This is a genomic window from Pseudomonas sp. BT-42-2, assembly GCF_025847435.2.
GTDB classification, from domain to species: Bacteria; Pseudomonadota; Gammaproteobacteria; order Pseudomonadales; family Pseudomonadaceae; genus Aquipseudomonas; species Aquipseudomonas urmiensis.
The window spans coordinates 113,324-138,727 of sequence record NZ_JAOYTM010000013.1 but is presented as its reverse complement, the minus strand read 5'-3'; the positions used below and the strand labels follow the sequence as shown (position 1 = coordinate 138,727).

General features: G+C 60.6%; 22 protein-coding genes and 1 tRNA gene. 10 read left to right on the top strand and 13 right to left on the bottom strand.

Going from position 1 to position 25,404, the window contains the following annotated elements:
* Positions 1-300: 300 nt before the first annotated feature.
* Complete coding sequence (locus tag OIU19_RS16625; RefSeq protein ID WP_264235926.1) at positions 301-900, top strand: hypothetical protein; 600 nt, start codon at positions 301-303, stop codon at positions 898-900.
* Between the two features lie 160 nt (positions 901-1,060).
* Here the strand turns inward: OIU19_RS16625 and OIU19_RS16620 are convergent, their stop codons facing one another.
* The 7 genes from OIU19_RS16620 to OIU19_RS16590 form a co-directional block, all read right to left on the bottom strand.
* Positions 1,061-1,225 carry a hypothetical protein gene (locus OIU19_RS16620; protein WP_186556739.1) on the bottom strand — a complete coding sequence of 55 codons (165 nt, stop codon included), beginning with the start codon at positions 1,223-1,225 and terminating at the stop codon, positions 1,061-1,063.
* Between the two features lie 230 nt (positions 1,226-1,455).
* Positions 1,456-1,529: transfer RNA gene (locus OIU19_RS16615), tRNA-Cys, on the bottom strand.
* Between the two features lie 154 nt (positions 1,530-1,683).
* A complete protein-coding gene (gene sohB, locus OIU19_RS16610; RefSeq protein WP_264235925.1) occupies positions 1,684-2,703 on the bottom strand; it encodes a protease SohB in 1,020 nt (339 codons plus the stop codon).
* A gap of 96 nt (positions 2,704-2,799) precedes the next feature.
* Positions 2,800-3,354 carry a DUF4174 domain-containing protein gene (locus tag OIU19_RS16605; protein ID WP_264235924.1) on the bottom strand — a complete coding sequence of 185 codons (555 nt, stop codon included), beginning with the start codon at positions 3,352-3,354 and terminating at the stop codon, positions 2,800-2,802.
* A gap of 231 nt (positions 3,355-3,585) precedes the next feature.
* A complete protein-coding gene (locus OIU19_RS16600) occupies positions 3,586-8,136 on the bottom strand; it encodes an NEL-type E3 ubiquitin ligase domain-containing protein (RefSeq protein ID WP_264235923.1) in 4,551 nt (1,516 codons plus the stop codon).
* An 81-nt stretch (positions 8,137-8,217) separates the two neighbouring features.
* Positions 8,218-10,578, bottom strand: coding sequence for a DNA polymerase II (locus OIU19_RS16595; protein WP_264235922.1), 2,361 nt, complete (start codon positions 10,576-10,578; stop codon positions 8,218-8,220).
* A gap of 78 nt (positions 10,579-10,656) precedes the next feature.
* A complete protein-coding gene (locus tag OIU19_RS16590) occupies positions 10,657-11,868 on the bottom strand; it encodes an MFS transporter (RefSeq protein WP_264235921.1) in 1,212 nt (403 codons plus the stop codon).
* Positions 11,869-11,989: 121 nt separating this feature from the next.
* Between OIU19_RS16590 and OIU19_RS16585 the strand changes: the two genes are divergently transcribed.
* Positions 11,990-12,886, top strand: coding sequence for a LysR family transcriptional regulator (locus OIU19_RS16585; RefSeq protein ID WP_264235920.1), 897 nt, complete (start codon positions 11,990-11,992; stop codon positions 12,884-12,886).
* Here the strand turns inward: OIU19_RS16585 and OIU19_RS16580 are convergent.
* Positions 12,883-13,803 carry a LysR substrate-binding domain-containing protein gene (locus tag OIU19_RS16580; protein WP_264235919.1) on the bottom strand — a complete coding sequence of 307 codons (921 nt, stop codon included), beginning with the start codon at positions 13,801-13,803 and terminating at the stop codon, positions 12,883-12,885. The two genes, OIU19_RS16585 and OIU19_RS16580, sit on opposite strands and share 4 nt — an antisense overlap.
* A 159-nt stretch (positions 13,804-13,962) precedes the next feature.
* On the opposite strand from OIU19_RS16580, the gene OIU19_RS16575 reads away from it, so the two are divergent.
* The 8 genes from OIU19_RS16575 (at position 13,963) to OIU19_RS16540 (ending at position 19,588) form a co-directional block, all read left to right on the top strand.
* Positions 13,963-14,739 carry a YqcI/YcgG family protein gene (locus tag OIU19_RS16575; protein WP_186556747.1) on the top strand — a complete coding sequence of 259 codons (777 nt, stop codon included), beginning with the start codon at positions 13,963-13,965 and terminating at the stop codon, positions 14,737-14,739.
* Between the two features lie 2 nt (positions 14,740-14,741).
* Positions 14,742-15,374 carry a LysE family translocator gene (locus OIU19_RS16570; protein WP_264235918.1) on the top strand — a complete coding sequence of 211 codons (633 nt, stop codon included), beginning with the start codon at positions 14,742-14,744 and terminating at the stop codon, positions 15,372-15,374.
* A gap of 36 nt (positions 15,375-15,410) precedes the next feature.
* The gene (locus OIU19_RS16565) at positions 15,411-16,502 is read left to right on the top strand and encodes a hypothetical protein (RefSeq protein WP_264235917.1); all 1,092 of its coding nucleotides are present in this window, start codon (positions 15,411-15,413) and stop codon (positions 16,500-16,502) included.
* Positions 16,503-16,677: 175 nt separating this feature from the next.
* Positions 16,678-17,340: a sel1 repeat family protein gene (locus OIU19_RS16560; RefSeq protein WP_264236052.1), complete on the top strand. Its 663-nt coding sequence runs from the start codon at positions 16,678-16,680 to the stop codon at positions 17,338-17,340.
* A gap of 116 nt (positions 17,341-17,456) precedes the next feature.
* Positions 17,457-18,158 carry an AzlC family ABC transporter permease gene (locus tag OIU19_RS16555; RefSeq protein ID WP_264235916.1) on the top strand — a complete coding sequence of 234 codons (702 nt, stop codon included), beginning with the start codon at positions 17,457-17,459 and terminating at the stop codon, positions 18,156-18,158.
* Positions 18,155-18,469 (top strand): AzlD domain-containing protein, encoded by a 315-nt coding sequence (locus tag OIU19_RS16550; RefSeq protein ID WP_264235915.1) that lies wholly within the window; start codon positions 18,155-18,157, stop codon positions 18,467-18,469. The genes OIU19_RS16555 and OIU19_RS16550 overlap by 4 nt, the downstream gene beginning before the upstream one ends.
* Positions 18,466-19,299 (top strand): AraC family transcriptional regulator, encoded by an 834-nt coding sequence (locus OIU19_RS16545; RefSeq protein ID WP_264235914.1) that lies wholly within the window; start codon positions 18,466-18,468, stop codon positions 19,297-19,299. Before OIU19_RS16550 ends, OIU19_RS16545 begins: the two co-directional genes overlap by 4 nt.
* Positions 19,300-19,360: 61 nt before the next feature.
* On the top strand, positions 19,361-19,588 hold the full coding sequence (locus OIU19_RS16540) for a hypothetical protein (protein ID WP_186556753.1): 228 nt from the start codon (positions 19,361-19,363) through the stop codon (positions 19,586-19,588).
* A gap of 98 nt (positions 19,589-19,686) precedes the next feature.
* Here OIU19_RS16540 and OIU19_RS16535 read toward each other — a convergent pair whose 3' ends face one another.
* The 5 genes from OIU19_RS16535 to OIU19_RS16515 all read right to left on the bottom strand — a co-directional run bounded on the left by OIU19_RS16535 (position 19,687) and on the right by OIU19_RS16515 (position 25,256).
* A complete protein-coding gene (locus tag OIU19_RS16535; protein ID WP_264235913.1) occupies positions 19,687-20,172 on the bottom strand; it encodes a copper chaperone PCu(A)C in 486 nt (161 codons plus the stop codon).
* Positions 20,172-20,777, bottom strand: coding sequence for an SCO family protein (locus tag OIU19_RS16530; protein WP_186556755.1), 606 nt, complete (start codon positions 20,775-20,777; stop codon positions 20,172-20,174). Before OIU19_RS16530 ends, OIU19_RS16535 begins: the two co-directional genes overlap by 1 nt.
* Positions 20,778-21,091: 314 nt before the next feature.
* A complete protein-coding gene (nfuA, locus tag OIU19_RS16525; protein WP_186556756.1) occupies positions 21,092-21,676 on the bottom strand; it encodes a Fe-S biogenesis protein NfuA in 585 nt (194 codons plus the stop codon).
* Positions 21,677-21,734: 58 nt separating this feature from the next.
* Positions 21,735-22,769: an acyltransferase gene (locus tag OIU19_RS16520; protein WP_264235912.1), complete on the bottom strand. Its 1,035-nt coding sequence runs from the start codon at positions 22,767-22,769 to the stop codon at positions 21,735-21,737.
* A 201-nt stretch (positions 22,770-22,970) separates the two neighbouring features.
* Positions 22,971-25,256, bottom strand: coding sequence for a fatty acid cis/trans isomerase (locus OIU19_RS16515; RefSeq protein WP_372353325.1), 2,286 nt, complete (start codon positions 25,254-25,256; stop codon positions 22,971-22,973).
* Positions 25,257-25,404: the final 148 nt, after the last annotated feature.

Below are 25,404 nucleotides of genomic sequence, written 5' to 3'. Positions count from 1 at the left end.
AAGCCCTCAACAGACTGGCGACATGGTCTTCACAAATTTCTGACATCTGCGTAGGCAGAATCATGGTGCTTCGTACGTTCTTTCAACCCGCCCCTTTGCTGGCGGGTTTTCTTTTTCTGCCGGCTTTTCCTCGCCCCGCTAAACACGCCTTCTTGCCCAATCTTGAGGTAGGCCAAGCCGCCCCCAGGCCGACCTGAAGGTTGATTTAGAGCCCAGAATGATGTCATACTAGTATTATTGAAAATCATTCTCAGGGCAGTATTCTGCTGCCTTTATCCACTTATATCCAAGGAAGGTCTTATGAGACCGCTTCTCTCCCTGGCCGCCAGGATGAGCCTGTGCGTCGCGCTTCCTGCGTGGGCGGCATTTGCCGCTGCTGAATCCGTTACTCCCTGGACCCAGGAACCTACGGATTTTCTCGGCATCGACCTACAGGGCAACTTCCTCGAACAAGTTGAAGAGTGCCCTACCGATAGCGTCAGACCCACCACCCTGTGCCGTGTCACCACCGCGCAACCGAACCAATTCGAAGTTCGTGGACTGCCCTACCTGCCTATCTCGCCAGGCTACAGCCTGATCGCCAGCATCACCGACGGAAAGGTGAATGAGCTGGTTTTCAGCGGCAACGCCAACAGCCTCTATCTGGTCACTGAAATGCTCACTGATCGCTTCGGCGAACCTGGTGTTCAGCAGAGTCACTGGATCAAGATGAGTTCGGGCGCGTCCTATCTGGCCGAGGTCATGAGCTGGAAAGGCGAGAACGTCGCGATCAACTTCCAGCGCCAGGAGAGCGATCTTGGCCGCTATGCGGTAACGATCTCCCCACTTTCCAACACGCCAGCAGCATCAACCGCCGAAGCTTCTACTGAAGTTGTCGAACCGCAGGTGTCAAATCTCTGATCGCGAAGAGCGCTCAACGGCGCCAGGGGGAATCAGGAAAGATCCAATTGCCGAGCCACTGCTGAGGCTCGGCAGATCCTGACCTTTAAACTGCCAATCAGTCGCTGACCAAGCTCAGTGGCCATGATGACCTTGAATGAATCAACCACCCAATTGACTCTCAGGCCTTGGCAGCCTGAGCTTTGGTCCAGTGCACCTTAGGCGCGGCAGGATTAAATCCGCTAACGCCCCTGGCAATTTCCTTGATCGTGCCGCCTTTGGAGAGGAATTGCTCGATTTGCTCATTCAAGCGCAGTTGCGCCTGCTGGGTAGTGGAATGGTACATGCTGACACCTCATTGGTGAGCCACCCAAAGAGAGGACTCGCCCGCCACTATACACCTACTCCCGGCAAGGCAGGCTTAAATGACAAATAAAGCCCAATCGCCGCAAAATTTCTGCAGATCTCGACAAGATACAATCGGCCGGATGGCGCAGGCCCCCGCTTAGCCACTCACAGATTTTCCGACCCACAAAGAAAAACCCCGCAGACGTTAATCTGCGGGGCTTTCGAATATGGAGGCCGAGGTCGGAATCGAACCGGCGTAGACGGATTTGCAATCCGGAGCATAACCACTTTGCTACTCGGCCTCAAAAAGTTCGGATCTAGCGGCTTACGCTTTGCTATCTCCTTGAAACTTAAGCGCTTTTTCAAGCAACCTGCGTTTCGATGGAGGCCATTATGTCTGCATTCGATGTTCCTTGCAACCCCTGAACCGAAAAAATCTTCAAGGGGTTCAAGGTCTTAGCGTAGGCGGCCGAGTTTGCTCCATAAACCCACCAGCGTGTTCTCGACAGTTCCGCTCGCCGCCATGCCAATGCGCTCCTGCAGGCTCTTGCGCTCGGCGAAATGCAGGTGAAACAGATTCGCTTCGCGAGCGCGATCGCTCAGGTACTCGTCACTGGTGCGCAGCTCGTCAACCAGCTTGCGGTTCAATGCAGCGACACCCAACCAGACTTCGCCGGTTGCCACCTCATCAATGTGCAACTGCGGACGATAACGTCCGACAAAATCCTTGAACAGCTGATGGGTGACGTCCAGGTCTTCCTGGAACTTCTCCTTCCCTTTCTCGGTATTCTCGCCAAACACGGTCAAGGTGCGCTTGTATTCACCCGCAGTCAGCACTTCAAAGTCAATGTCGTGCTTTTTCAACAAGCGGTTGACGTTGGGCAGCTGTGCCACGACGCCAATCGAGCCAAGCACGGCGAACGGCGCGCTGATGATCTTTTCGCCGATGCAGGCCATCATGTAACCGCCGCTGGCAGCCACCTTGTCGATACAGATGGTCAGCGGGATACCAGCCTGGCGAATGCGCGCCAGTTGCGAAGCTGCCAGGCCGTAGCTGTGCACCAGGCCGCCGCCGCTCTCCAAGCGCAGCACCACTTCATCTCTAGGGGTGGCGAGCGTGAGCAAAGCAGTAATCTCATTGCGCAGGCTCTCAGTGGCCGAGGCTTTGATATCACCATCGAAGTCGAGCACAAAGACCCGGGCCTTATCCTCAGCCTTGGTCTTCTTGAGCTTTTTATCCGCCTTGGCTTGCTGCTTGCGCAAGGCCTTTAGCTCAGCCTTGTCGTACAGGCCTGACTCTAGACGCTCGCGCAGCTGCTTGTAAAAATCGTTGAGGCGGGTGACCTGCAACTGCCCGCCTGGCTTGCGCCGCCCTTTGCCCCGCAGGCCAGCAATGGCCGACAGCACCACCAGAATGGCAATTACCAGGGTTGCGGTCTTAGCGAGAAAGCTTGCGTATTCGGCAAGAAATTCCACAGTAATCCTCAAAGCACAAAATTGATCGCCCATCGTACCTAAGGTTGGGGTGACTTGGGTACGACGGCCTAAGGTTTTAACCGGGGGCTTTGATCCTCAGTCTTCCAACGGCTTGGGAGGCGCCGCGGGCTTGGCCGGTTTGCTCGGTTTAGCGTCCTTTGCCTTGGGCTCGGCCACAGCGGCAGCGACAGGTTCTGGAGCCGTTACGGCTTTCTCGTTAGCGGGCAGTTCGTCTACAGCCTTGATGATCGCCTGCGGGTCGATCTTCTCACCACTGTCATCATCCTTGAGCACGTGCCGCTCGCCGTCCTTGCCCACCAAGATCACCTTGGTGCCTTTGCTTGCGCCTAATTTGAGTTCACGGATCAGGGCCATGGTGGTTTGTTGTTCAAGGTTCTTGTCCTCGCGCATGCCCATCATGTTGGCAACGCTATACAGGACCAGCCCACGCTCCTTGAAAGCAGCCTGGGTAGCAGGATCTTTCAGGGCTTCATTCAATCCACGCAGGGTTGGATCCGCCGAGCTTGGGGCAATGACTACCAAAGGCCGTGCCTTACCCAATTCTTTGGCCAGGGGGGCATCGCTGTCGGCGGCGAACAATGGGCCACTAACGGCGAGCAAGGTGGCGAGGGTCAGTGACCGGACGAGCATGTGCATCTCCTTACTATCTCGATAAATCAGTGACTACAGATCATGGAGAAAAATCCGCTCTGGAGACTAAACCACCTGACAGAGCAAGTGGTTAGAGGAAAAGTTACCGGCGATTTCCAAGCTTTATCCAGACCGGGATATCGGCATCTCCGGAAAATGCCGACACCCAAACAGAGCATAGTTCAAAGCCGCCTGAGGCGAGCTGACATGCCGCTTTCAGCTAGACGATACTCAACGTACGTGAATTGGCGGGTCCGCCGGTCCCTCCTCCAGGGCGCGGATCGTCATCTCAAGCATCAGCCCTCGACGCGCGGCCAGCTGCTCTTCTCTGATCGCGTCCGATTGCAGCTTCTTGTCCTGGTCGGACAATGCCTGATCATCCAAGAGCGCTTCGAGCCGTTCATGAAATGGCTCATCCATGCGACTGAATTCGTCAGCCCGGGCGCGCTCCAGATGGGCCTGCCAAAAATCGCGCTCTACCAACGAACGCGCCAGTCGCTCTTGTGTTTCAGCCTCCAAGACCTGCATATGCGCCTGCTCCAGGCGCGTCTCATCAACTCCGGCAATGGGCCGAAAGCTCATGTCGCCCACCTCCAGCGGTAAGTTCAGGCGTTCACGCAGACCAAGTCGATAAGCAAGGCCAACTTCGCTTTCGTCAGGATTGCCAGCGCGAGCAACGATGTCCTGCACTGCCAAACGATCGACCTCATCCAGACGCCACAGGCGCTTACCCAAGTCCAGCAATGCGCTTTCTGGATCCCCTTGGATATTGTTCCGGGCATTCCACACCAGGACTTTTAATTCCAGATTACTCAGACACCAGGTAGCACCGTCCTGACAGCCCCATTCATCATTGGCCACGCTGAGCAGTTCATCGCACAGTACCTGGTTGTCAGTCATCAATTGCAGTAACGCCAACACACGTAACGCGACCGGATGAGGTCGACGGTGAAAGTCCGCCGAGTGCAGCAACTGGCGCAATACCTGGAAAAAACGCTCTGACTGTGGCCGCTGCTCAATCGCGTCCCAGCGACTAACCATCGAACCGCGATAATCCGGCCCCACGGCATCGCCCCACAGTTCGCGCGCATTGATCGACTGCTCTCCTGCAGCTTCTGCATCGATTGGCTCCATAGGTGCCATCAATGCCCTCTGCAAACGCAAGACCTCAGCCGTCCCGAATGAATTACCAGCCAGGCGGATCCTGCGCCTGACTTGCAACGGCGCTTGATAGAACTGTTCTGGTAAGTGGGTGATGCGGTTGTCGCGCAAGTCCGCGTAATACATCATCGGTCGATCGGTCAGTGCCGAAGGGAGCTGGCTGATGCGGGTGGCGCGCAGGTTCAACCAGCGCAGTCGGCTCATTCCGCTCAGGGTAAAGGTACGACCCAAGGGGTTATGAGACAGGTCGATGTACTCGAGCCCTTCACAACTGGCTAAAACAGATGCCTGGGCCCGATCCAGGACGATCTGATTGTTGGTCAGCACCAACGAGCGCAGGTGCTGCATCTGCAACAATAGTTGCGGCAGTCGGGTCAAGTGGTTATCACCCAAGTCCAACACCCGCAGGCGACTGAACGCCAACAGGAAACTCGTCGGTATCTCCTCGAGATCCATGTGTAGCAGTGCGAGATTGGATATATGACCGAAGCTGACCCGCGCCGGCAACTGCGGCAAACCTTCTGGCTTGGCCCCATACAGCATCATGTGAAAGTTGGCGTTTGGTTGGCTGGTATCGTAGGGAGCGGCCGTCCGGCGTCGCCAGCCATTGAGCAGCGTCCGCCTGACGAAAACGCGCTCAGCTGCCAGCTCGACGTCGCCCTCCATGACCCAGTTATCCAGGCAACTGTTGAGATCAGCCAGCTCCGCGCGCAGGCTGGCCATGACGATTTCTGGCCTGCGACCAGACTGGAGGACATTCTCGACCCAGGCGATGACTTGCTCGTCAGTGAAGGTAGGAAACAGCTCTCGCAACATCGCGGGCATCGACCTATCTCGACCACACAAGCCACTGGGCGTACACCCTCCCATCAGATAGCCAAGGCGTCCATCTGCCAGGCGTTGCGGTGGGCGGAAGGTGCCACTGCGCTGCACTCGGGTAAATAGCTGGGCGACCTCTTCGCGCCGCTGTACAGCCTGGCGCGCCAGCAGCACACGCAAGTTGTGCGAGAACGGCTCGCCAATACCCATGGAAGCCCACTGCTGCGCGGTTCGGGCACTCGCCATCACTTCGAACAACTCGCCTGCCACGCCGTCGGCCTGCCCTTGAGCATTCAGGCGCAGGAATCGGCCACTGACATGTGCCAGATCCACCGTTTGCCCACCTTCCTCCGTCGCCAGCAATAAGGGCCCATGGACATCGCCTTCAAACAAGCGCCAGCGAAGCCGCGGTGCGGCCCCGGCAAGATGCTTGAACATGCCAAGGGCTATCCTGGCCAAATCTGCAGTCTGTGGCGTATCCAGGTAGAACGCTTCATAGCCACGGACCGCGCGGATGGCCAGCGAACTGGCCCGCGCAGCCTCGGCCAGGCGCAAAGGGATCCGCCCACTTTCCAGCAGGCGGCGCCGGTCATTGCTGATCGCCGCCTCTATCAGCTCATCGGCAGCCGGCTGGTGCAGGCTTGGGAAAACCCGCCGCAGCGCGCTGCTGGCAGGGCTTTGAGTGGCTTGCATGGCATCGTAAAGGCGCTGGAACAACTGCCTACGTTCAGACCAGGCCAGTTCGGCAAGCGCCTGATCAGAAAGCCCGGACGCTCCGGTCAATCTTTGCGCATGCTGGAGCACAGTAATGTCCTCAACCTTTTTGCCTGAACGCAAGTGACCAACCAAGCGGCGAATACGCGCATCCAACCGGCAGCGCAACACGCTGTCGAGCAGTCCCGCCAGCGCAGGCTTGTCACTCACATGCAGCGCCCGCAGATGATCGGCCTCAAGACCATGACAGCTCAAAACTTGATCGATCTGCTCGTCATCCAGTCCAGTAAAATTGCCACCTAGACGCCGAAACAGATGAAATCTGTCGTCCCATTCAGCCGGCTGCTCGTGCCACAGACGCCAGGCGCCCGCCCCATTGCTCTGCAGTTGCGGACCATGCCCATCAATCGGGCGCAGTTGCCAAGGTCGATGGGGACCAGGGCGGATGACTGGATAGGTATGGCCGTCCATCTCGATCCAAGACTGTCCATGCAGATGCTGGATTCCCTGCGCATCAACCGCTGCTTCACTGGGGGTTATAGAACTGCGAAAGGGCATCAGATCTTGCCGCCACAATTTCGTGCTGCCATCCTCCAACCGTGCGGGTACTAGGTTGTCGACCAGCACAGAGCGATTCCATATCCGTCGCACTGCCGTTACACCGACAGCAGTGGCGGCGATTGTCGCAAGATCGACTGCAACATTGTGCAGGTGCTCAAGCGCTTCGCTGGTGTCACCCTCACGCCATGTCTCAATACCGTGGTAAACCTCGCCCAGCAATTCCCAAGCCGTCACCGCCAGTAGCACGATGCCAATCTCCGGAACAAACAATCCTGCGATATTGACCAGCGTCCAGCCTTCGGCAGCCAAACGCTGGTCATGCATACGCTGAATTTCACGATCAAGCTGGGCAACGGGCGTTGCAATCAGCGCCGCATCATCCTTGATCTGGCGGATACGCGCACGCGCCAGGCTGTTGAACAGGGGCACCGGATACGGCTCTAGGTACTCCTGCAAGTCGAAACTGGCCCAGACAGGCAAGTCTGCATAGGCAGGAATGATGACGGAAAAAAACGCCTGACTATCGCGCAGGCGCACAAACCGCCTGAAAAACTGCAGATAAGCGTTGCTCCGAAAGCGCTGGCCGAGGGCTCTGGACATCCGGGTCAAACTTGAGAATTTGCTCCAAGCGCCATAGGGATCACCTGGGATGTACAACAGTATCTGGCGGGTGGTATTAAAAAGCGGACCCTGGTCGATGACCTCGAGCACGACAATTTGCTCCAGCATGCACCCTACCAGGCGCAACTGCTTGGCTACCACCAGATCTCCAGCCAGACGCCTCGTTTTGCCCTCGAACGACATCCCCAGTACCAACTGCAACTCGCTATCATCCAAGATGCCCGTGAACCGCGCCTGATAGGCATCTACCGCCATGGCGTAGCGGTATGCGTCGACCAGCAGCGACTCCACACCTTTTGGATCATCGCTTGGATTGAGAACAGCGCTGAGGTGACGCTGGTCGTGTTCACCCAGGTCGAGCTCGCGACACAACGCGGCAAACTCGATCGCAGTGGGTGCCGGGCGCTTTCCCTGGCGACTGATAAGCAGGCGATTACCACTAGGCTGGCCGTCAGCCTTGGCCTGCTTGGCGGTGAAGTTTCGCATGGCGACTTCGAGCAAGGGTTTCTCTTCGTACACGACTTTGGTGAGATGGCTACCCACCGGTTGCGCATTGATGATTGGCTCACCGTGGCCTTGTAAAAACCTCAAACGCCGCACGTTGTATCCTGGTGCATATCGCTCGTCCAATTCGGTCTGCAGGGCGGATGCGACGAAATCGTCAATGCTGTCTACTCGCGCAAGCATTCGAGCCAACTGCTGACGATATTCCAGGCTTTTACTCAGTGCCTCGCCCAATACGATCATCTGGTCGACCGGGACCTTGAGCAGCCAAGCCGGTAAGCGCTTGCCGATGATGCTGTCCTGAAACGCTGCCGCTGTGTTGCGCAGCGTCTGAAGCCGTGGATCGTCCGCGCTTGCGGTGGTTTTATCGGTGTTTGCTGGTGATACCTGGTCGGCACCCATGGGCAGGACCTCCTGTGAATTTAAAACGACCAGCCTAAGGATCGCTGCACAGGAGAAGAGCTAAATATCTACTACGGGCGCTCAGAACAACAGCAGTTGCCGATCGGTCAGCGCGGAAAAGTCATCGTCGACAAAAGGCAGAATGGCGTCGGCAACCGGTTGAAGCTGGCGACTGAGGTAGTGATCGTAGTCAATCGGCGATTGCAGGTTCTCCAACGGTTCAGGCCCTGCCGTGGTGATGATGTAGCTGATCCAACCGCCATTCTGGTATTGCCGTGGTCGGCCCAGACGCAGATTGAATTCATCGGCCAGTCGCGCGGCGCGCACATGCGGCGGGACGTTGCGTTGGTAGTCAGCCAGTGGCCGGCGCAGGCGTTTGCGGTAGATCAGCAGCTGATCCTGCTCGCCACCCAGGGTGGCACGCACATACTCCCGCACATAGTCGCGATAGGGCTGGCCACGGAAGATCCGCTCATAGAGCTCCTGCTGAAATTGCCTGGCCAGCGGCGACCAGTCGGTACGCACCGACTCCAGGCCTTTGTAGACCATCTGCTGCTGGCCATCGACACGCTGCACCAGGCCGGCATAGCGCTTTTTGCTGCCCTCTTCAGCGCCACGAATGGTCGGCATCAAAAAGCGCCGATAATGCGTTTCGAACTGCAACTCCAAAGCACACTCCAGGCCCATGCTCCGGCGTAGATGCTCTCGCCACCACTGATTGACCTTGGCCACCAGCGCGCGGCCAATGCGCGCCGCAGCCTGTTCATCGTGGGCGCTTTTTAGCCAGACGAAGGTGGAGTCGGTATCGCCATAGATCACATCGAAGCCCTCGGCTTCGATCAGCGCGCGGGTCTGGCGCATGATCTGGTGGCCGCGCATGGTGATCGACGAGGCCAGGCGCGGATCGAAGAAACGACAGCCGCTAGAGCCGAGCACGCCATAGAAGGCATTCATGATGATCTTCAGCGCTTGAGACAGCGGCGCGTTATCGGCGCGCTTGGCCGCCTCGCGCCCCTGCCACACCCGCTCGACGATAGCCGGCAGGCAGTGGCGAGCGCGCGAAAAACGCCCCCCGCGAAAGCCCTCTACCGAGTGATCATCGTCGGGCTGACGCAAGCCTTCGACCAAGCCCACCGGATCGATCAGGAAGGTACGAATGATCGATGGGTAAAGGCTTTTGTAATCCAGCACCAGTACCGAGTCGTACAGACCAGGTCGCGAGTCCATGACGAAGCCGCCCGGGCTGGCTTCATCAGGTCGACTGCCCAGGTTCGGCGCGACGTAGCCCAACCGGTGCATGTGGGGAATGTACAAATGGCTGAACGCAGCTACCGAACCGCCGCTGCGGTCCACCGGCAAACCGGTGACAGTAGAACGCTCAAGCAAAAATTCGAGCAGCCGGGTGTGGGCAAAGATCCGCGTGACCAACTCGCAGTCCTTGAGGTTATAACGGGCCAAGGCCGGTTTATCCTCGGCGAACATGCGGTTGATCTCATCCATGCGCTGGTAGGGCGTATCGATCGACTTGCCCTCGCCAAGCAAGGTCTGGGCAACGTTTTCCAGGCTGAACGAAGGAAAGCTCCAGGTCGCCGAGCGCAGCGCCTCGATACCGTCGATCAACAGCCGGCCCGGGGCGTCGGCGAACACATGGTTGCGGCCTGAATGGGCGCGCAAGGTCATTGGCGCACCATTGCGCCCCAAGGCCAACGGTACGTGCAGCCGGGCGGCGTGCTCATGCAGCAGGCGCAGGTCGAACTGCACCAGGTTCCAACCAATGATTGCATCGGGGTCGTGATCGGCCATCCACTGGTTCAGGCAACGCAGCAGCTGCGCGCGGTCGTCGCAGTACTGCAGATCGAAATCCAAGCCGCTGGCCTCGCCATTGGCCGGGCCGAGCATGTACACCTGGCGCTGCCCGCACCCTTCCAGGGCGATGCTGTACAGCTCGCCGCGCTCAGTGGTTTCGATATCCAGCGACACCAGGCGCAGCGGCGGGCGGTAGTCGGGGTGCGGCTTGAGTTGGGCGTCGCAGAGCACGCCATGGGCATCGGGCTTGCCATCGAACAGCACCGGCGCGGTGATGAAGCGCTCCATCAGGTAGCGCTCCGGCGGGCGGATATCGGCCTCGTAGACCTCGACCCCGGCGCCACGCAGACGCTGTTCCAACTGCATCAACTGGCGATGCTGGCGACAATACAGGCCAAGTACCGGACGCTGCTCGAAGTCACGTAGACGCAGTGGCTTGAGCTCAACGCCCTGCTCATCCTTGAGCAGGGCACGGGCATGCGCGGCATGGATCGCTGGAATGAACGCAACCGACGCCTGAACCGCCAGGCGCAGCTGGCGCGGGCCTTGGTCAGTGGCCAACCAGAACTCCACGCAGGTGCCCTCGGGCGTGTCATGCCAGTGCCGGGTGAGAACGAAACCCTGCTGCAACTCCACCGCGTTGAACTCCACACATTGATAGGCGCCGATTCTACCCTGTTGCGGCGTTGTCGACCTTATCGCCAGCCGTTCGCTTCAGCGCCCGCCCGCGACGAATCCGGCCCGGCGACCCGACCAGGCGAGAATCCCGGCCAGCGCGATCATCACCAGCACCACACTGCCAAACGCGCCGACCCCGCTACCGCTAAGCAACAAGCCACCCGCCACGCCACCCAAAGCAATCGCGCTATTCCACACGGTCACCAACATCGACTGGGCGACATCACCGCCCTCGCCTGCGGCATCTGCGCAGGCCGTTTGCAGCAGGGTCGGCGCGCCGCCGTAGGTCAGCCCCCAGAGCGCTACGCTCACGTGCACCCAACCAGGCGTCGGCGCCTCCTGGCCAAGCGCCAGGGTTGCCAAGGCAAAACCTGCCAAGCTCAACAACACCAGCAGTCGCAAGTGACGATCGACCCACAGGCCAACCACCACGATGCCCAGCAACGCCGCCAGGCCAAAGGTCAGCAGCACCAGGCCAGTGTCCGCCGCCATGCCTGCTGCCGCCAACAGCGGCACGATGTAGGTGTACAGGATGTTATGACCCAGAACCCACGCCAGGATGACCAGCAAAACGACTGCCACACCGGGTGTGCGCAACACCTGCAAGGCTCCGGCGCGCTGCCCTGGCGCCTGTCCAGGGAAATCCGGCACCGCCCGCAATACCCACAGCGCCAACACTACCGAAGCCAGGGTAACCAGCACAAAAGTCGCGCGCCAGCCCAGCCACTCACCTAGCCAGGTGCCAACCGGCACCCCCAGCGATAGCGCAATCGGCGCGCCGACCATGGCCACTGCCATCGCCTTGCCCTGGCGCGCCACCGGCACCATGCGCCGGGCATGCCCGGCGATCAGCCCCCACGCCAAACCCGCGGCGGCCCCCGTAAGAAAGCGCGCCACCAGGGTCAGGCCATTGGATTCGGAGATCGCCGTCAAACCGTTGAACACAATGAACCCAGCAATCGCCAGCAGCAGCGTGCGCCGCCGCCACCAGCCCTGGGTCAGGGTCACCAAGGGGATCGCGGTCAGCAGCGAACCCAAGGCATAGGCGGTAACCCATTGCCCGGCCATCGCCTGGCTGATTTGCATACCACCGGCAATCTGGCCGAGCAGTCCGGCCGGCAGGGTCTCGCTGAGAATGGCGATAAAGCCGGTCATGGCCAGCGCGAGCAGGCCACTGAGCGGCAAGCGCTGCGCTGAGGAGGGAGTATCGGCCGCTGTCGCGATGGCCGCTTGAGAAGTCTGGTGCATGGCAAGAATGCCTCATGTTGCTGATCAAGAGGCAGGCATCTTGCGTCGGTGTAGATTACGGAAAAAGATGGGTAGAATTCCGCTCACCTCGGACGTTGATGTCCGTAATCGGGAGCAGCACATGGACAGCCTCAGCGGCTTTGTGGTCTTCAACCGGGTCGCCGAAACCCGCAGTTTCGTCGCCGCCGGGCAATCGCTGGGCATCAGTGCATCGGCGGTGGGCAAGCGGGTGGCGAGGCTGGAGGCGCGTCTGGGAGTACGCTTGTTCCATCGCAGCACGCGCAGCATCACCCTGACCGCCGAGGGCACGCTGTTCCTGGAACGCAGTCGGCGCATCCTGGCGGAGATAGAAGCCACTGAGCAGGCGCTGTCGCAGGCCAGCGAAACACCGAGCGGACGGCTGCGAGTCAGCCTGCCGCAGGTTACCGGCTTAGTGATGCCGGCCCTTGCCGACTTCATGGCGTTGTACCCACAGATCGAACTGGACCTGGATTTCAGCGACCGCATGGTCGATATCATCGGCGAAGGCTTCGACGTGGTCATGCGCGGCGGCCAGCCAGTGGATTCGCGGCTCAATGCCAAGTTCCTCGGCCACTTCCAGCATCGCCTGGTAGCCTCGCCGCAGTACCTGCGCGAACGCGGCGTGCCGGACCATCCGCGTGATCTGAGCGGCCATACCTGCCTGCACTACCGTTTCCCCAGCAACGGCAAACTGGAGAGCTGGCCACTGCGCCGCGAACATCCCGAGCAGGCCTATGACATCCCCATCTCGATGGTCTGCAACCATGTCGAGACACGCATCTGCTTCGCCCTCAACCACCGCGGCATTACCTGCCTGCCAGATTTCAACGTGCGCAAAGAAGTGGCCAGCGGCAGCCTGGTGAGCGTGCTCGACGACTTCATGGAGCGGCGCGGCAGCTTCTACCTGCTGTGGCCCTCAGGTCGGCAGATGCCGCCGAAGCTGCGGGTGTTTATCGACTTCATGCTGCAGCGGGTGTTCCAGGAACCGCAGGCCTAGCCATACAGGTAGTTGATCTCCTTGGAGGCCAGCGGCGGCACCTGGGCCAGGAGAAAATCGCGCAGGCGCTGCATCTGCCGGGCCTTGGGGCTGGCTTTGAGCCAGGTCATGTAATAGCCATCACCGGTGGCCACGGCGTGCTTGAACGGCGTGACCAAGCGCCCGGCGCCGATATCGGCACTGGCCAGCACCAGGTCGACCACGGAAATCCCCAGCCCCTGCTGGGCCGCCGAGATACCTTGATCGAGTGTGTCGAACACCTGGCCCTGGTCGATGCTGATGTCCAGCGCGTCCATCCGCGCCAGCCAGCGCCGCCAGTCGCGCCGGTCGGTCGAGGGATGGAGAAACTCGCACTGCTTGAGCGCCGACAGAGCGGGGGCATCGTCCTGCAGGTAGTCGGGATGGCAGACCGGGATCAGCCATTCATCAAACAGCTTGAAGCTCTCGACGTCGGCCGCAAAGCGTCCGTTGGCCAGAAGGATGGCGCAGTCGTAGGGCTCGGAATAGAAATCGACGCTGTCGATGTCCATCCACACGCTCGACAGTTGCACGCTGCAACTGTTCTCGACCTTCTTGAACGCATCCAGCGCCCGCAGCAGCCAGCGCACGGTCAAGGTCGACGGCGCTTTGAGGCGCAGGCCATAGCGGTCCTGACGCAATAGCGCGCAAGCGTTCTCGATGATCTTGAAGCCGACCTTGAGCTCCTGAGCCAACAGCCGGCCGTGCTCGGTCAGGCGCAGTTTGGGGCCGCGTCGCTCGAACAAGTCGCAGCCAAACAGCGACTCGAGGGTCTTGATGTGATGGCTCACTGCGCCTTGGGTCAGCGCCAGCTCCTCTGCCGCGCGGGTGAACGAGCCATAGCGCGAGGCCACTTCGAAGGCGCGCAGCGCATGCAGTGCCTGAATCCGTTCCGACATCGATGCCTTCCCAATCATGAGTGAGACTAATAGTAGGTCATAGTTCCAGGCGTTTTACAACTGCAAGTGGTTCTCAGAAAATGCTTGAAAACAACAAATACATAGAGCGAAACCGTCTAACTAACGGCGGAAATGATTATTAGAACTCCTGGGGAAACCATGTTTACGGGTTACGGAAACTGCTATCGCTTGGATGCGCTAGAGCTGGCCAATGAACATGTCCAGAATGCCAATCACTGGACGTACAAAACTATCCAACATTTTCGCGACATTCTCGCCAACCCCGACTTTCCCTGCCTGTTCGGGCGCAAGGCGGTAGCCGCCAAGACCTGTCACATCGTCTTCGCCCGCGCCGAGCACATGGCCGACGACATGGCTCAGGGCCTGGCCGATTATGTCCGCACCATCGAGCCGATCCCGCTCAAGCAGCGCATCGGCACGCCACTGCTGGTGTTTCTCGAAACGGCCCCCGGCGGCAGCCTTGAGCAACAGCAGGCACTGGCCTGGAAAGTCCTGCAGGGCGTGCATGCGCGCGACCCCCAACCCTGGCCGCAGGACGTACCCGGTGACCCGCATGACAGCCAATGGTCATTCTGCTTCGCCGGCATGCCGCTGTTCATCAACATGAACTTTCCCGCCCACCGCGTGATGAAGAGCCGCAACCTGGGTGACAGCATCGTGTTTGTGATCAACCCACGGGAAAGCTTCGACGAAGTAGCCAGCGCTGCCACCGAAAGCGGCCAGCGCATTCGCGGCAAGATCCGCGAGCGGGTGAGGCACTACAACGATGGCGTGATGCCCGACTCCCTGGGCTTCTTCGGCCAACAAGACAACTACGAGTGGAAGCAATACCAGTTGCAGGAGCACGGCTCGCTGAACCCCGCACGTTGCCCATTCCACGCCCATGCGACACCCGACACATTGATCGAGAACTGACCGTGAATACCGCATTGACTGCCACTTACGCCCTGACCGTGCTGCTGCTGATCGCCACCCCTGGCCCGGTCGTCGCGCTGATCGTCAACACTGCCGCCGCCTCCGGGTCGCGCAAAGCCCTGTTTACCGCGATCGGCACCAACTGGGCGTCGCTGGTGCTGATTGGCGCCGCAGCCTGGATCATCATGACCAGCGCCGCCATCGACAAGGTCTGGCTCAACGGCATGAGTTTGCTGGGCTGCCTGTTCATCGGCTACATCGCCGTCGCCACGCTGCGTGAAGCATTGCATGCCCCGGTAGCGGACACCGAGATGGCGCCAGCGCCGGTAAAACCGGGGCGTGGCGGCTTGCTGCAAGGGTTCATGGTGGGCATCTCCAACCCCAAGGACATCATCTTCTTCATCTCCTTCTTCCCCCAGTTCATCCAGATCACCGAGTCGTTCGAAAAGAGCATGGTGGTGCTGTCATTGCTGTGGATCGCCATCGATTTCGCCGTGCTCAGCCTGTACATCTTCGCCATCGGCAAGATTGCCTCGCAGCGCAGCAACCGCCTGATCAGCCTGGCTTCGGGCGTGGCCTTGCTGCTGATTGCCGCTGGCGGCCTGCTCTACAACCTCAAGGAGCTGACGGCCTGACGCGGCCGCCGAACTCCCCACCCACAAGGAACGCCCATGAGACCGATCGACACCGCTACGGACGTCCTGGGCGCGCCCCTCCCCTTGCAGGAGGACTACCAACGCTTCCTGCAACTGGGCAGTCGCCGAGCCCCGCATACCCTATATATGCACGAGCGTGCCTATCGCTCCGACACGATCAATACCGATGCGCTAGGCCTGCGCTACAGCCACTGTGCGGGCAAGCGCTACTCGCCCGCCGAGCGCGGCGCCAGTGCCCGGGTCAACCTGTTGGTAGGCGGATCGACCGCACTAGGCATCGGCGCCAGCAACGATGAACACACGGTGGCCTCGCACCTGTCGATGCTCACCGGCGAAGTCTGGTTGAGCCTGGCCGGGTGTGGCCTCAATGCCACTCAAGAATTGCTGATGTTTCTCAGTCACCAGCATCGCTTGGGCAACATTGGCCACGTGGTGGTTCTGAGCGGGCTTAACACCCTCGCCCAGGAAGCCTTGGGCGAAATCATGGCGGCCGGTCATGCGCAGCACCAGGGCGGCGCCTATCAGAGCTACCTGAACAGCTTCAACGAAGGCGTACCGATGCTCGACACGCCGCGCCGCGAATCGCTGTGGCAGCGCCTGGGCCAGGCCCTGCTGCCGCGTCATGAGGCGCCACCCCCCGACTGGTCACTGCCCGCACCGGACAAACGCCTGATGCGCGCCGCCGACTGCATCGGGCGCACTCTGCGCCAATGGGATCGCCTGCTGGCCGACAGCCACGCCACCCTGACCTTCATTCTCCAGCCATTGTTGCCCTGGTGCCGGGAAAGCTTGCCCGATGGCGAGCAACGGATGATGGCGGCGCAACGTCAACCGACCAACTTCGATCGCCTGCTGGCAGACGTGCAGGACAGTCAACAGCATGTAGCCTTTTTCCGAAGAATCAAAAGCGAAGCCGAGTCGGTGCCCTGCTACGACATGAACAGCATGCTCAGCAGCTCGCCGGTTTTTGGCCAGTCGCTGTTCGTCGATCGCCTGCATTTCAATGACTTAGGCAACAATGCCCTGGCCAAGGTGATCACCGCAAAGCTGGGCCTGGCCCAGGAAAAGTACAGCCAACGCAAAGTGACGCCGATCAAGCTCGTCTGATAAACGCGGCAATGGTCTTTCGGCAGGGGCCTTGGGGTGGCTAGAATACGCCGTCGTCGCTCTGATTTGCCTGAGGCACATGCGTAACCGCAATGAACACCACCGCCATCTGGTCGCAACTGACCGCCTACGAGGCTCATCCGTGAGTCGCGCTGTATTGTTCTCGCCCCTGCTCATGGCCCTGGCTCCGCTCGGCGCGCAGGCACTGGAGATCCAGATCGATCCGCACGCCGATCTGCTGTACCGCCAGGCCCTACCCTTGTTGGAACAGGCAGACAACCGCGAAGCCAGCCCCAGCGCGCTGCGCACGGCGATCGACAGCGATCCAGAACTCAGCCGTCAGGGCCAAGCGCTGGCCCGTACCCTGCCAACTGCGGTAGACCTGCTGAAAAAGTCGGTCGCTCTGGGTCATCCGGTGGCGCAATACCGCTTGGCGCTGTACTACATGACTTACCTGCCAGCGGCGCAAATCCCCGATGCGGCCTGCCCGTTGCTGCAAGCCAGCCTCAAGCAAGGCTTTGCGCCTCCCGCGCCAGCGATCTCTACCTGGTGCCCGCCCTATAACGCCAGCCCTGCCTACCGTGACGCCATGGAAGCGATTCCGAACATGGCCACCTTGTATGCGCCGTACTATCCGCAGCCAGCGGTACGCCTGGCTTGCAACCGCAGCCAGCCGCAGGGGCTGGAAATGCAGTGGGGCCGTCAGCGCGACTATCAGGCCGAGGTATACCGTCTGCTGGGCGACCTTGATCCGCAGCATCGTCAGCTGCTGCTGCAAAAAGCCGTGGAGATCAATGGCTGTGCTGCCGCGCAGCAGCGCTTGACCAGCCACCGCTGACCAAGTCCTCTGCCCGCCGATAGCGCCGGGCAGGAGACAAACAAGCAAGATCGTTCAAGCCAGCGCCCCCCGCCCTCTGCCATGCTGCTCTGCCCTGTAGATGTGTTTGAGCCACCATGTCCAGTCGTCAGCCCATCGCCCGTACCGCCTTCCTCCATGGCGCCATCACCATTGTGCCGCTATCCCTGGCCGTAGCCCCATGGGGCCTGCTGGCAGGCTCGATGGCCATCGAAGCCAACCTCAGCCCTTGGGAGGGCCAAGGCCTGTCGGCCATCGTGTTTGCGGGGGCTGCGCAACTGGTGGCCATTGGCATGCTCAAAAGCGGCGCCAGCCTGCTCTCGATCCTGCTGACCACGCTGCTACTGACCTCCCAACACCTGCTGTACGGGTTGTCCATGCGTCCGCTGTTGTCGGGCCAGCCGCTGGGCTGGCGGCTGGGCCTGGGGTTCTTGCTGACCGATGAATTCTTCGCCCTGACCAGCCATTACGACCAGCAGCAATTCAACCGCTGGTATGCCCTGGGCGTGGGCCTGACCTTCTATGTCGCCTGGAACCTGTTCACCTTGGCCGGCATCATCTTGGGCCAGAACATCCCCCACCTGGACCAACTCGGCCTGGACTTCTCGATTGTCGCCACGTTCGTCGCCTTGATCGCGCCGGTAGTGCGCAATCTGCCGACCGTAGTGTGCGTGGCGGTGTCGCTGTTTTGCTCGGTGCTGTTCAGTGCCTGGCATTGGGAAACCGCGCTGGTCGCCGCCGGCCTGCTGGGCATGGGCGCCGGCTTCATTTGCCAGAAATTCTCGGGAGCACGCACATGACTTGGCTACTGATCTTGGCCATGGGCCTGGTGGTGTTCCTCAACCGCTATGCGTTTCTGGAACCGCGCCTGCCGCTGCGCCTGAGCTCAAATGCCCGGCAGTTTCTTGGTTTCGCGGTACCGGGCATGCTCACTGCGATTTGCGGGCCGATCATCTTCCTGCCCGGCCATCAGCTCGACCTGAGCCCCAGCAACCCTTACCTACTCGGGGCCCTGGCCGCCATAGCCCTGGTGCTGTTGACCCGCAGCGTGTTGCTGAGCATGCTGGTGAGCATGTTGATCTTCTTTTTGCTGCGCGGCTGGCTGGCATGAGCATGCCCCTGCGCGAACAAACCCATCTGTGGCAGGCGCCTGCACTTGGCGATGTCGAGATGCTGCATGCGCGGTATTTCCAGCAGCGCTTCGCCCCACACGTGCACGAAGGCTACGTCTTCACCGTGATCGAGTCCGGCGCGCAACGCTTTTGGCACCGCGGCAGCGAGCACCTGGCGCCGGTCGGCAGCATGGTACTGATCAATCCCGATGAACTGCACACCGGCGCCACCGCTCATGAAGCCGGTTGGCGTTATCGCGGCTTTTATCCGGAACATGCCCGGGTCACCGGGGTACTGGAAGAGCTGGAGCTGGGCCGTCATGGCATGCCGCATTTTCAGCAGAGCGTGATCCAGGACCCAACCCTGGCCGCTGCCTTCAGCCAATTGCATCAGTTGTCCGAATCCGGTGCCAGCGCCCTGGAACAGCAGACCGCCTGGCGCCACGCCGTGCTGGCGTTGGTGCAGCGGCACGGCCATGGCGCCCAGCCGCGCGCACCGGGTAACGAACCGTTGGCGGTAGCTCGCGCCCGCGAGCTGCTGGAAAGCCAGCTGGCCGATCCACCGTCACTGGAAAGCCTGGCGGCGGCAGTCAACCTCTCGCCTTTCCATTTCGCCCGGGTATTTCGCCAAGCCACTGGCCTGCCGCCGCATGCCTGGCTCAAGCAACGCCGACTGGGTCGCGCGCGGGAGCTATTGAAAAAGGGCATGGCCGCCGCCGAGGTGGCGTTTGTCCTGGGTTTCGCTGACCAGAGCCATCTGAGTCGTCAGTTCAAGCAGGCCTATGGAGTGACTCCCGGCGCCTATCGCACGGCCTGCCTGAGCCTGTAGCCGGATCCGGCAGCAATGCCAGCCACTGCTACACTGACAGGGTTGAACGGAGGATCCTGTCATGTCCGCAAAAGAGCTCAACACCCTCCTGACGCTGATGAACCAGCGCCAAACCCGCTTGACCAGTGCGTGCAAGGAAATCGCCGAATGGATCGACCGGCAGGGCGATGTGCCCGCAGCTGGCAAGATTCGCGATAGCCTCAAAGCGCTGGAGGCAGAAGAGGCACAAGTACGTAAAACCTTGACCTCGCTGACGATCGACCGGCCACTGCCACGTTTTCGCGGTTGAGCCCACCGTCGAGCAAAAAGGCCGCTCCCGCAGAGGGCAACGCGGCCCCTGCCAGAGCGGCCTTGAGCCGCTAATGAGCTACACAGCAGCCCAAGCGTTTAGTGCTGGTGGGCGTGCCCGTGGCCTGCTCCCGCTTCAGCGGTCAGCGCGCGTACTGGCGCCTGTACTTGCAGGGTCTGCTTGGCCCCCTTGGCATCTTCGATAGTCAGGGTCAGCGGCACTTGCTGGCCTTCTTTGACCTGCTCATGCAAACCCATCAGCATCACGTGCAAGCCGTTGGGATCGAGGCTCACTTTCTGGCCTGCCGGCAGCTCGACCGCCTTGACTTCACGCATGCCCATCACGTCGCCATTCATGGTCATTTCATGCACCTGAACGGTCTTGGCCACTGGCGAGGCAACGCCGACCAGCTTGCTGTCGCTGGTCGCGGTCAACACCATGAAGGCTCCAGTGGACTGCTGGTGCGGCACAGTGGCGCGTACCCATGCATCACTTACGCTGGTTTCAGCCAGGGCCGGTAAAGTCATGCCCAACAGGGCCAGGGCGGCCAGGCCGCGCTTGATCGGTTGCAGCAAAACAGCCATTAGCAAATCTCCATCAAAGTGAGCAGGTCCTCTGTGCATTCCTTGGCGTTCAAGGAGTGCCCCAGGCTCAAGCGCAGGGTACTGCGCGAATCATAGACGTAGCTGGTGGACGAGTGGGAGATGGTGTAGGTATCGCCCGCTGGCACCTTCTCGTAGAACACCTTGAACTCCCGGGCCACCTCGGCGATTTCCTCAGGGGTGCCGGTCAGCGCGGTGAACGACGGGTCGAAGGCCTTGACGTAGGCGTCGAGCACTTCTGGCGTATCGCGCTCAGGGTCGAGGGTGATGAACACCACTTGCAGGAAGCCGGCATCGCGGCCCATCAGCTTCTTGATCTGCGCCGCACGCGCCAGGGTGGTCGGACAGACCGCCGGGCACTGGGTGAAACCAAAGAAGATCATCGGCATCGAGCCATAGAAGCTCGACAGGGTGCGCACATTGCCTTGAGTGTCCTTGAGGCGGAAAGAACGCCCGAGGATCTCGTTGCTCATGTTCTTGCCGTACTTGAAGTCCAAGCTCCGCGCCGGGTTGCAACCCGCCAGCAGGCCAAGCCCGAGTACGCCCATCCCGGCGACAACCGCGCGCCGGGTCAACAGATCATTCATGGAACCATCCTTTACAGGGAAGGTGCCAGCCCTTGGGCAGGGCCGGTCGAAAACCGCGGCATTCTGGCATGACACCTTGGGGTGTTCTACCCGACGATGGGGTCGATAGGGCTGCAAGCCACGAATTTCGCGGCTGCGGCCTGTTGTCGCAGGGGTTGAATCGGTAACAGATTGTTGCTAGAGAGCTGATTCTTGGGGCGCTTATTCAGCCCTCATCGCGGGCCAAGCCCGCGCCTACGCGAAACCTGTGCTCGACACGATTCGTGTAGGAGCGGGCTTGCCCGCGATGAGGCCGGCAAGACAACCACCGACTATCAGTAGTAGGCGTTCTCTTTCTGCGTGTGGTCAGTCACATCGCGAACACCCTTGAGCTCAGGAATACGTTCGAGCAAGGTCCGCTCGATGCCATCCTTGAGGGTCACGTCGGCCTGGCCACAGCCCTGGCAACCACCGCCAAACTGCAGCACCGCGATACCATCGTCGACCACGTCGACCAGGCTCACCGCGCCACCATGGCTGGCCAGACCTGGGTTGATCTCGGTCTGCAGGTAGTAGTTGATCCGCTCGTTGATCGGGCTGTCTTCGTTGACCATCGGCACCTTGGCGTTCGGCGCCTTGATGGTCAGCTGGCCACCCATGCGGTCGGTGGCGTAGTCGACCAGCGCGTCCTCGAGGAACGGCTCGCTGACCGCGTCGATGTATGCGGTGAAGCTCTTCAGACCCAAGGCGGTGTCCTCGGGCTTTTCCTCGCCTGGCTTGCAGTAGGCAATGCACGTCTCTGCGTACTGGGTGCCCGGCTGAGTGATGAAAACACGAATGCCGATACCCGGGGTGTTCTGCTTGGAGAGCAGATCGGCCAGGTAATCATGGGCGGCGTCGGTAATGGTTATAGCGCTCATGGAAGTTCCTCACAGACTTGCTGGCAAGTGTACGCCAACCCAGGCCTTGAACAAAGTCCTAGCATTTGACTCGGGAAAGCGCCAATGCCGGCTCCTGCGTCGAACGTGTGGCGAACCAGGCCTTCATCCGCTGATACACGCCACGTTCGAGCCACTGATAACTGAGCCACGACATTAGTCCAATGGACGGCACGCAGAAGGCGAATACCAGGTACGGGTTAAGCGCGAATCGCTCACTGACGAACCAGCCGGCATACAGTACCAGCACGTGAATCAGGTACACCGAATAGGAGCAATCACCCAGCGCCTTGAGCAGCTGGTTGCCGCGAAAGTACGGCTCCAGGGAGATGAACGCCAACACCACCAGTGCGCTGGGCAGGCCCCAGTGCAGCAGGCGCAGCGAGGCATCCAGGTGATAAAGGGCGTAACCGGCGGTCATCAGCATCGCCAGCGGTAGCCACAGCCCTTCACGGATCAGGCCGCGGCGGTACAGCACCCCCAGGCCGATGCCCAGCACGAACTCATAGATGATGTCGTTGTTGTAGAACCGGCTGAGCACGCCAAGCCGGCCCAGCACCTCGCTCACCAGCAGCAATGCGGCAGTCACCAGCAGCAGGTGATGGCGTTGACGCACCAGAAATGCCAAGCCGAACAACAGATAGAAGAACATCTCGAAGTTCAGCGTCCAACCTACGTTAAGCGTCGGATACAGCCCATATCCGCCGGGGTTTTCCGCCGGAATGAACAGCAAAGACAACAGCAGGTGCTGCCAGTCGAACACCTGGTGCGGCATCCAGCGGCTGGCCGCCAGCAGCAGGACCGCCATCAATACCGTATAGAACCAGTAGGCCGGAATGATCCGCAGCGCTCGATTGAGCAGGAACTGGCTGGGCACAATGTCTTTGTCGCGGGTCGACAGGTAGATCACCAACCCGCTGATGACGAAGAAGATGTCCACGCCCACCGCCCCGCGATCGCTGAGCAATTGACCGACCGGGCCGGTTGCGTGGAAGTCGAAGAAGATCTGCATGAAGTGGTGGCAGACCACCACCCAGGCGGCGAACGCCCGAAGTGCCTGAAGCGAATACAGCATGAAAAGCCCTGCGTGTCCGGGTGCATTCAGGTCCCGTATCGGCGTCAATGGTTATCGCGGGGCAAGCCCGCTCCCAGGCCCCTTGGCATTCGAGCGATGGCGTGGGAGCGGGCTTGCCCCGCGATAGCACAATCCGGGACCACTCCCAGAGTCGGACCGCAGGATGCCGGGAAAGATCAGCCGATCTTCCCGGCGGTCACCTCAGAGATTCTCGTAGCGGTTCATGTCCAGCACCCCCGCCTCAAGCGGTTGGGTTTGCTTGATGAAGCTGTTCAGGTCATGGAAGTAGCGCCAGAACTCAGGGTGGCTGCGCCGCACGCCCCAGCGCATGACGATCCGTTCGAACTTGGCAGGGTCATCGCGAGCCGCTTCCATGTCCTCGACCCACTCCGGCACATCGCTCGCCGGAATGTTGAAGATGAAGTTGGGATAGCTGCTCAGCACCCCCGGATACAAGGTCAAGGTATCCAGCCCCGGCTGATAGCGATAAGCCTCACCGAGCAGGAATGCCACGTTGCTGTGCGCGCGGTTGCGCAGCAGGCTGTAGACCTGGCGCTGGCCACCCTGCCCTTCGATGCGCAGCATGGTCGCCTCAGGCAATTGATTGATCACCTTCAAGCCCGCAGCTGGGCGCGAGACCAGGCGACTGAGGCTCTGCTCGACATCACGGAACTCAGCCGTCATCTCTGGCCGCGAGCAGTATGCGCCGGTGCAGCGGTTGATCGGATCGGGCGCCGCGTTGAGGCTGCCGGTGCGCTGTAGCAGTTTCAGGCCAAAGTCGCGCTTGGGGTCGCGCTCATCGAGCTTGAGCCCACTCGGGGTATCGGTGTCGATGTCCTCGTAATCGAGCCACATCTTCACCTTGCCGCTGTTCTGGTACCAGTCGCTGAGGATTGCCCCACGCTTGTCAGCCGGCATCAGGCGCAGGAAGTTGACCTCGGCGCCATTGCGGATCAAGTCGAAGTACAGACGCGTCTGCAACTGGTGCGAGACGTTGCCGAACACATCGAAGTTGACTGCCAATTGATAGTAGGTGCGCTCGAACAACGGATAGTCGAACAGCCAGGTGGTCTTGGGCACGTCACCGATCAAGCCTTTGGTCACCGAGGCGCTGTCGAAGTGGCGGAAGATGCTCAGCAACGCGTTGTCGTTGCCCGCCCACAAGGTCGACCAGCCCGGCGCCGGCAGTTCGGCATAAGCTTGGCGGCGCAGTTTCTCGTATTCGTTGCGCTTGTCGCGGTAGGCGTGCCAGAGGCTCAGCACGCTACCAACATCATCGATCTGGCCAGGCATGGCCAACAGCGGCGTGGCCTCGCCACGGTACTGGGCATCGGTGACATAACGGTCATGCGCAGGCTCCTGGAACAGCGCCCAGAAGTTGTCGCGAATCACGTCGGTGGCGATCTGCCCGCGGCACACCGGGCCGCGAATGAAGGTGCGTACGAAATACTCGGCGTTATCCAGCATGAACTGGTAACGCGCCACGGCCGGAATCGCCTCGAAGGTTTCGAACGGGTTGGCCCGGTGACGCGGGCCGTAACCCGGCAGCGCGGCGGCATGCCAGTCGCCGCTGTAGAACAGCTGTTTGACCCGCTTGAGCTTCTGCGGCCCCATTGGGTAGGTGATGTGGGTTTTATGGACGATCACGCCCTGCACCGGCATCAAGCGGTAATAGAAGTCGGTGCCCGGTGGATCGTTGGGTCGGCGAGTGGCGATCAAGTCTACTGCCTGGCCGCTTGGCGTGCGTGAGCGCACCCACTGGAAGAAATGCCCCTGCTCGCCGCCGACAAAATGAATGTGCGCCAGGAACAGGTGCTCATACAGCCAACGGCCTACCAGCGCTTCGGTGGAACCTGGGCGGTTTAGCAGCTCTTCCCAATCGGCGATCTGCTTGGCCTCGACCGCACTGGGCTGGATCGGCTGCGACTCGACCGGCGCACCGGCCGCCAGCCAACGCTGCAGGGTCTGGTACTCCTGATCGGTCAGGCCGGTGACCGCCAGCGGCATGCCCTCCTTGGGGTGGGCGCCGGCATAGGCGTCGAACTCATGGGGCAAGGGGCACATGTTGTTGCGGTTGAGCCCCAACACGATCTCTTCAGGGAGCTTGGCGTTGGGCGTCAGTGGGGTCTTGTGCCCCAGCTCGAGCATACGCGCCATCAGCGCGGCCTGGCTGCCCTGGCGATCGAGCACCGAATAGAAGCCCTGCTGGCGCCAGCCCTGTTCATTCTGCTCGTCGTAGAACAGCCGCGTGGTAGGCACCGCCTGGCTGCGCTCGCCTTGATACACCGGCACCTTGGAGGCTCCGCGCTCGGCGCCTTCGGCACTCCCCAGATTGAGCTGGCAGGCGGCGTCGTTGCAGGCGTGGCAGGCGACGCATTTCTCGGTGAAGATCGGCTGGATATCCCGGGTGTAGGAGATCGCCGGGCTCGATTGCGGGGCTTGCCCCACCGCCAGACCGCTGATCATCAGGGTCAAGGCGGTAGTCATGGCAAGTAAACAGCGATGCACCATGTGCAGATTGTCCTGGTTTCTAGTAAAGCCATCACGATTGCCTACCGGTCGCGGGGTGCGTCAACATGAGGGAAATTCATGCAAAAGCCCAGCGTGCCTAAAAACCGCACAGCTTTGCTATCAT

Bases quoted from the DNA above. Each gene is read 5' to 3' on its own strand.
- OIU19_RS16520 (WP_264235912.1), bottom strand. From the start codon at position 22,769: ATGCTGTATTCGCTTCAGGCACTTCGGGCGTTCGCCGCCTGGGTGGTG.
- OIU19_RS16515 (WP_372353325.1), bottom strand. From the start codon at position 25,256: ATGACTACCGCCTTGACCCTGATGATCAGCGGTCTGGCGGTGGGGCAA.
- OIU19_RS16600 (WP_264235923.1), bottom strand. From the start codon at position 8,136: ATGGGTGCCGACCAGGTATCACCAGCAAACACCGATAAAACCACCGCA.
- OIU19_RS16625 (WP_264235926.1), top strand. From the start codon at position 301: ATGAGACCGCTTCTCTCCCTGGCCGCCAGGATGAGCCTGTGCGTCGCG.
- OIU19_RS16560 (WP_264236052.1), top strand. From the start codon at position 16,678: ATGGCCCTGGCTCCGCTCGGCGCGCAGGCACTGGAGATCCAGATCGAT.
- OIU19_RS16605 (WP_264235924.1), bottom strand. From the start codon at position 3,354: ATGCTCGTCCGGTCACTGACCCTCGCCACCTTGCTCGCCGTTAGTGGC.
- OIU19_RS16580 (WP_264235919.1), bottom strand. From the start codon at position 13,803: ATGTCGGAACGGATTCAGGCACTGCATGCGCTGCGCGCCTTCGAAGTG.
- OIU19_RS16535 (WP_264235913.1), bottom strand. From the start codon at position 20,172: ATGGCTGTTTTGCTGCAACCGATCAAGCGCGGCCTGGCCGCCCTGGCC.
- OIU19_RS16540 (WP_186556753.1), top strand. From the start codon at position 19,361: ATGTCCGCAAAAGAGCTCAACACCCTCCTGACGCTGATGAACCAGCGC.
- OIU19_RS16565 (WP_264235917.1), top strand. From the start codon at position 15,411: ATGAGACCGATCGACACCGCTACGGACGTCCTGGGCGCGCCCCTCCCC.
- OIU19_RS16585 (WP_264235920.1), top strand. From the start codon at position 11,990: ATGGACAGCCTCAGCGGCTTTGTGGTCTTCAACCGGGTCGCCGAAACC.
- OIU19_RS16620 (WP_186556739.1), bottom strand. From the start codon at position 1,225: ATGTACCATTCCACTACCCAGCAGGCGCAACTGCGCTTGAATGAGCAA.
- OIU19_RS16550 (WP_264235915.1), top strand. From the start codon at position 18,155: ATGACTTGGCTACTGATCTTGGCCATGGGCCTGGTGGTGTTCCTCAAC.
- OIU19_RS16545 (WP_264235914.1), top strand. From the start codon at position 18,466: ATGAGCATGCCCCTGCGCGAACAAACCCATCTGTGGCAGGCGCCTGCA.
- OIU19_RS16590 (WP_264235921.1), bottom strand. From the start codon at position 11,868: ATGCACCAGACTTCTCAAGCGGCCATCGCGACAGCGGCCGATACTCCC.
- OIU19_RS16555 (WP_264235916.1), top strand. From the start codon at position 17,457: ATGTCCAGTCGTCAGCCCATCGCCCGTACCGCCTTCCTCCATGGCGCC.
- OIU19_RS16575 (WP_186556747.1), top strand. From the start codon at position 13,963: ATGTTTACGGGTTACGGAAACTGCTATCGCTTGGATGCGCTAGAGCTG.
- OIU19_RS16530 (WP_186556755.1), bottom strand. From the start codon at position 20,777: ATGAATGATCTGTTGACCCGGCGCGCGGTTGTCGCCGGGATGGGCGTA.
- nfuA (WP_186556756.1), bottom strand. From the start codon at position 21,676: ATGAGCGCTATAACCATTACCGACGCCGCCCATGATTACCTGGCCGAT.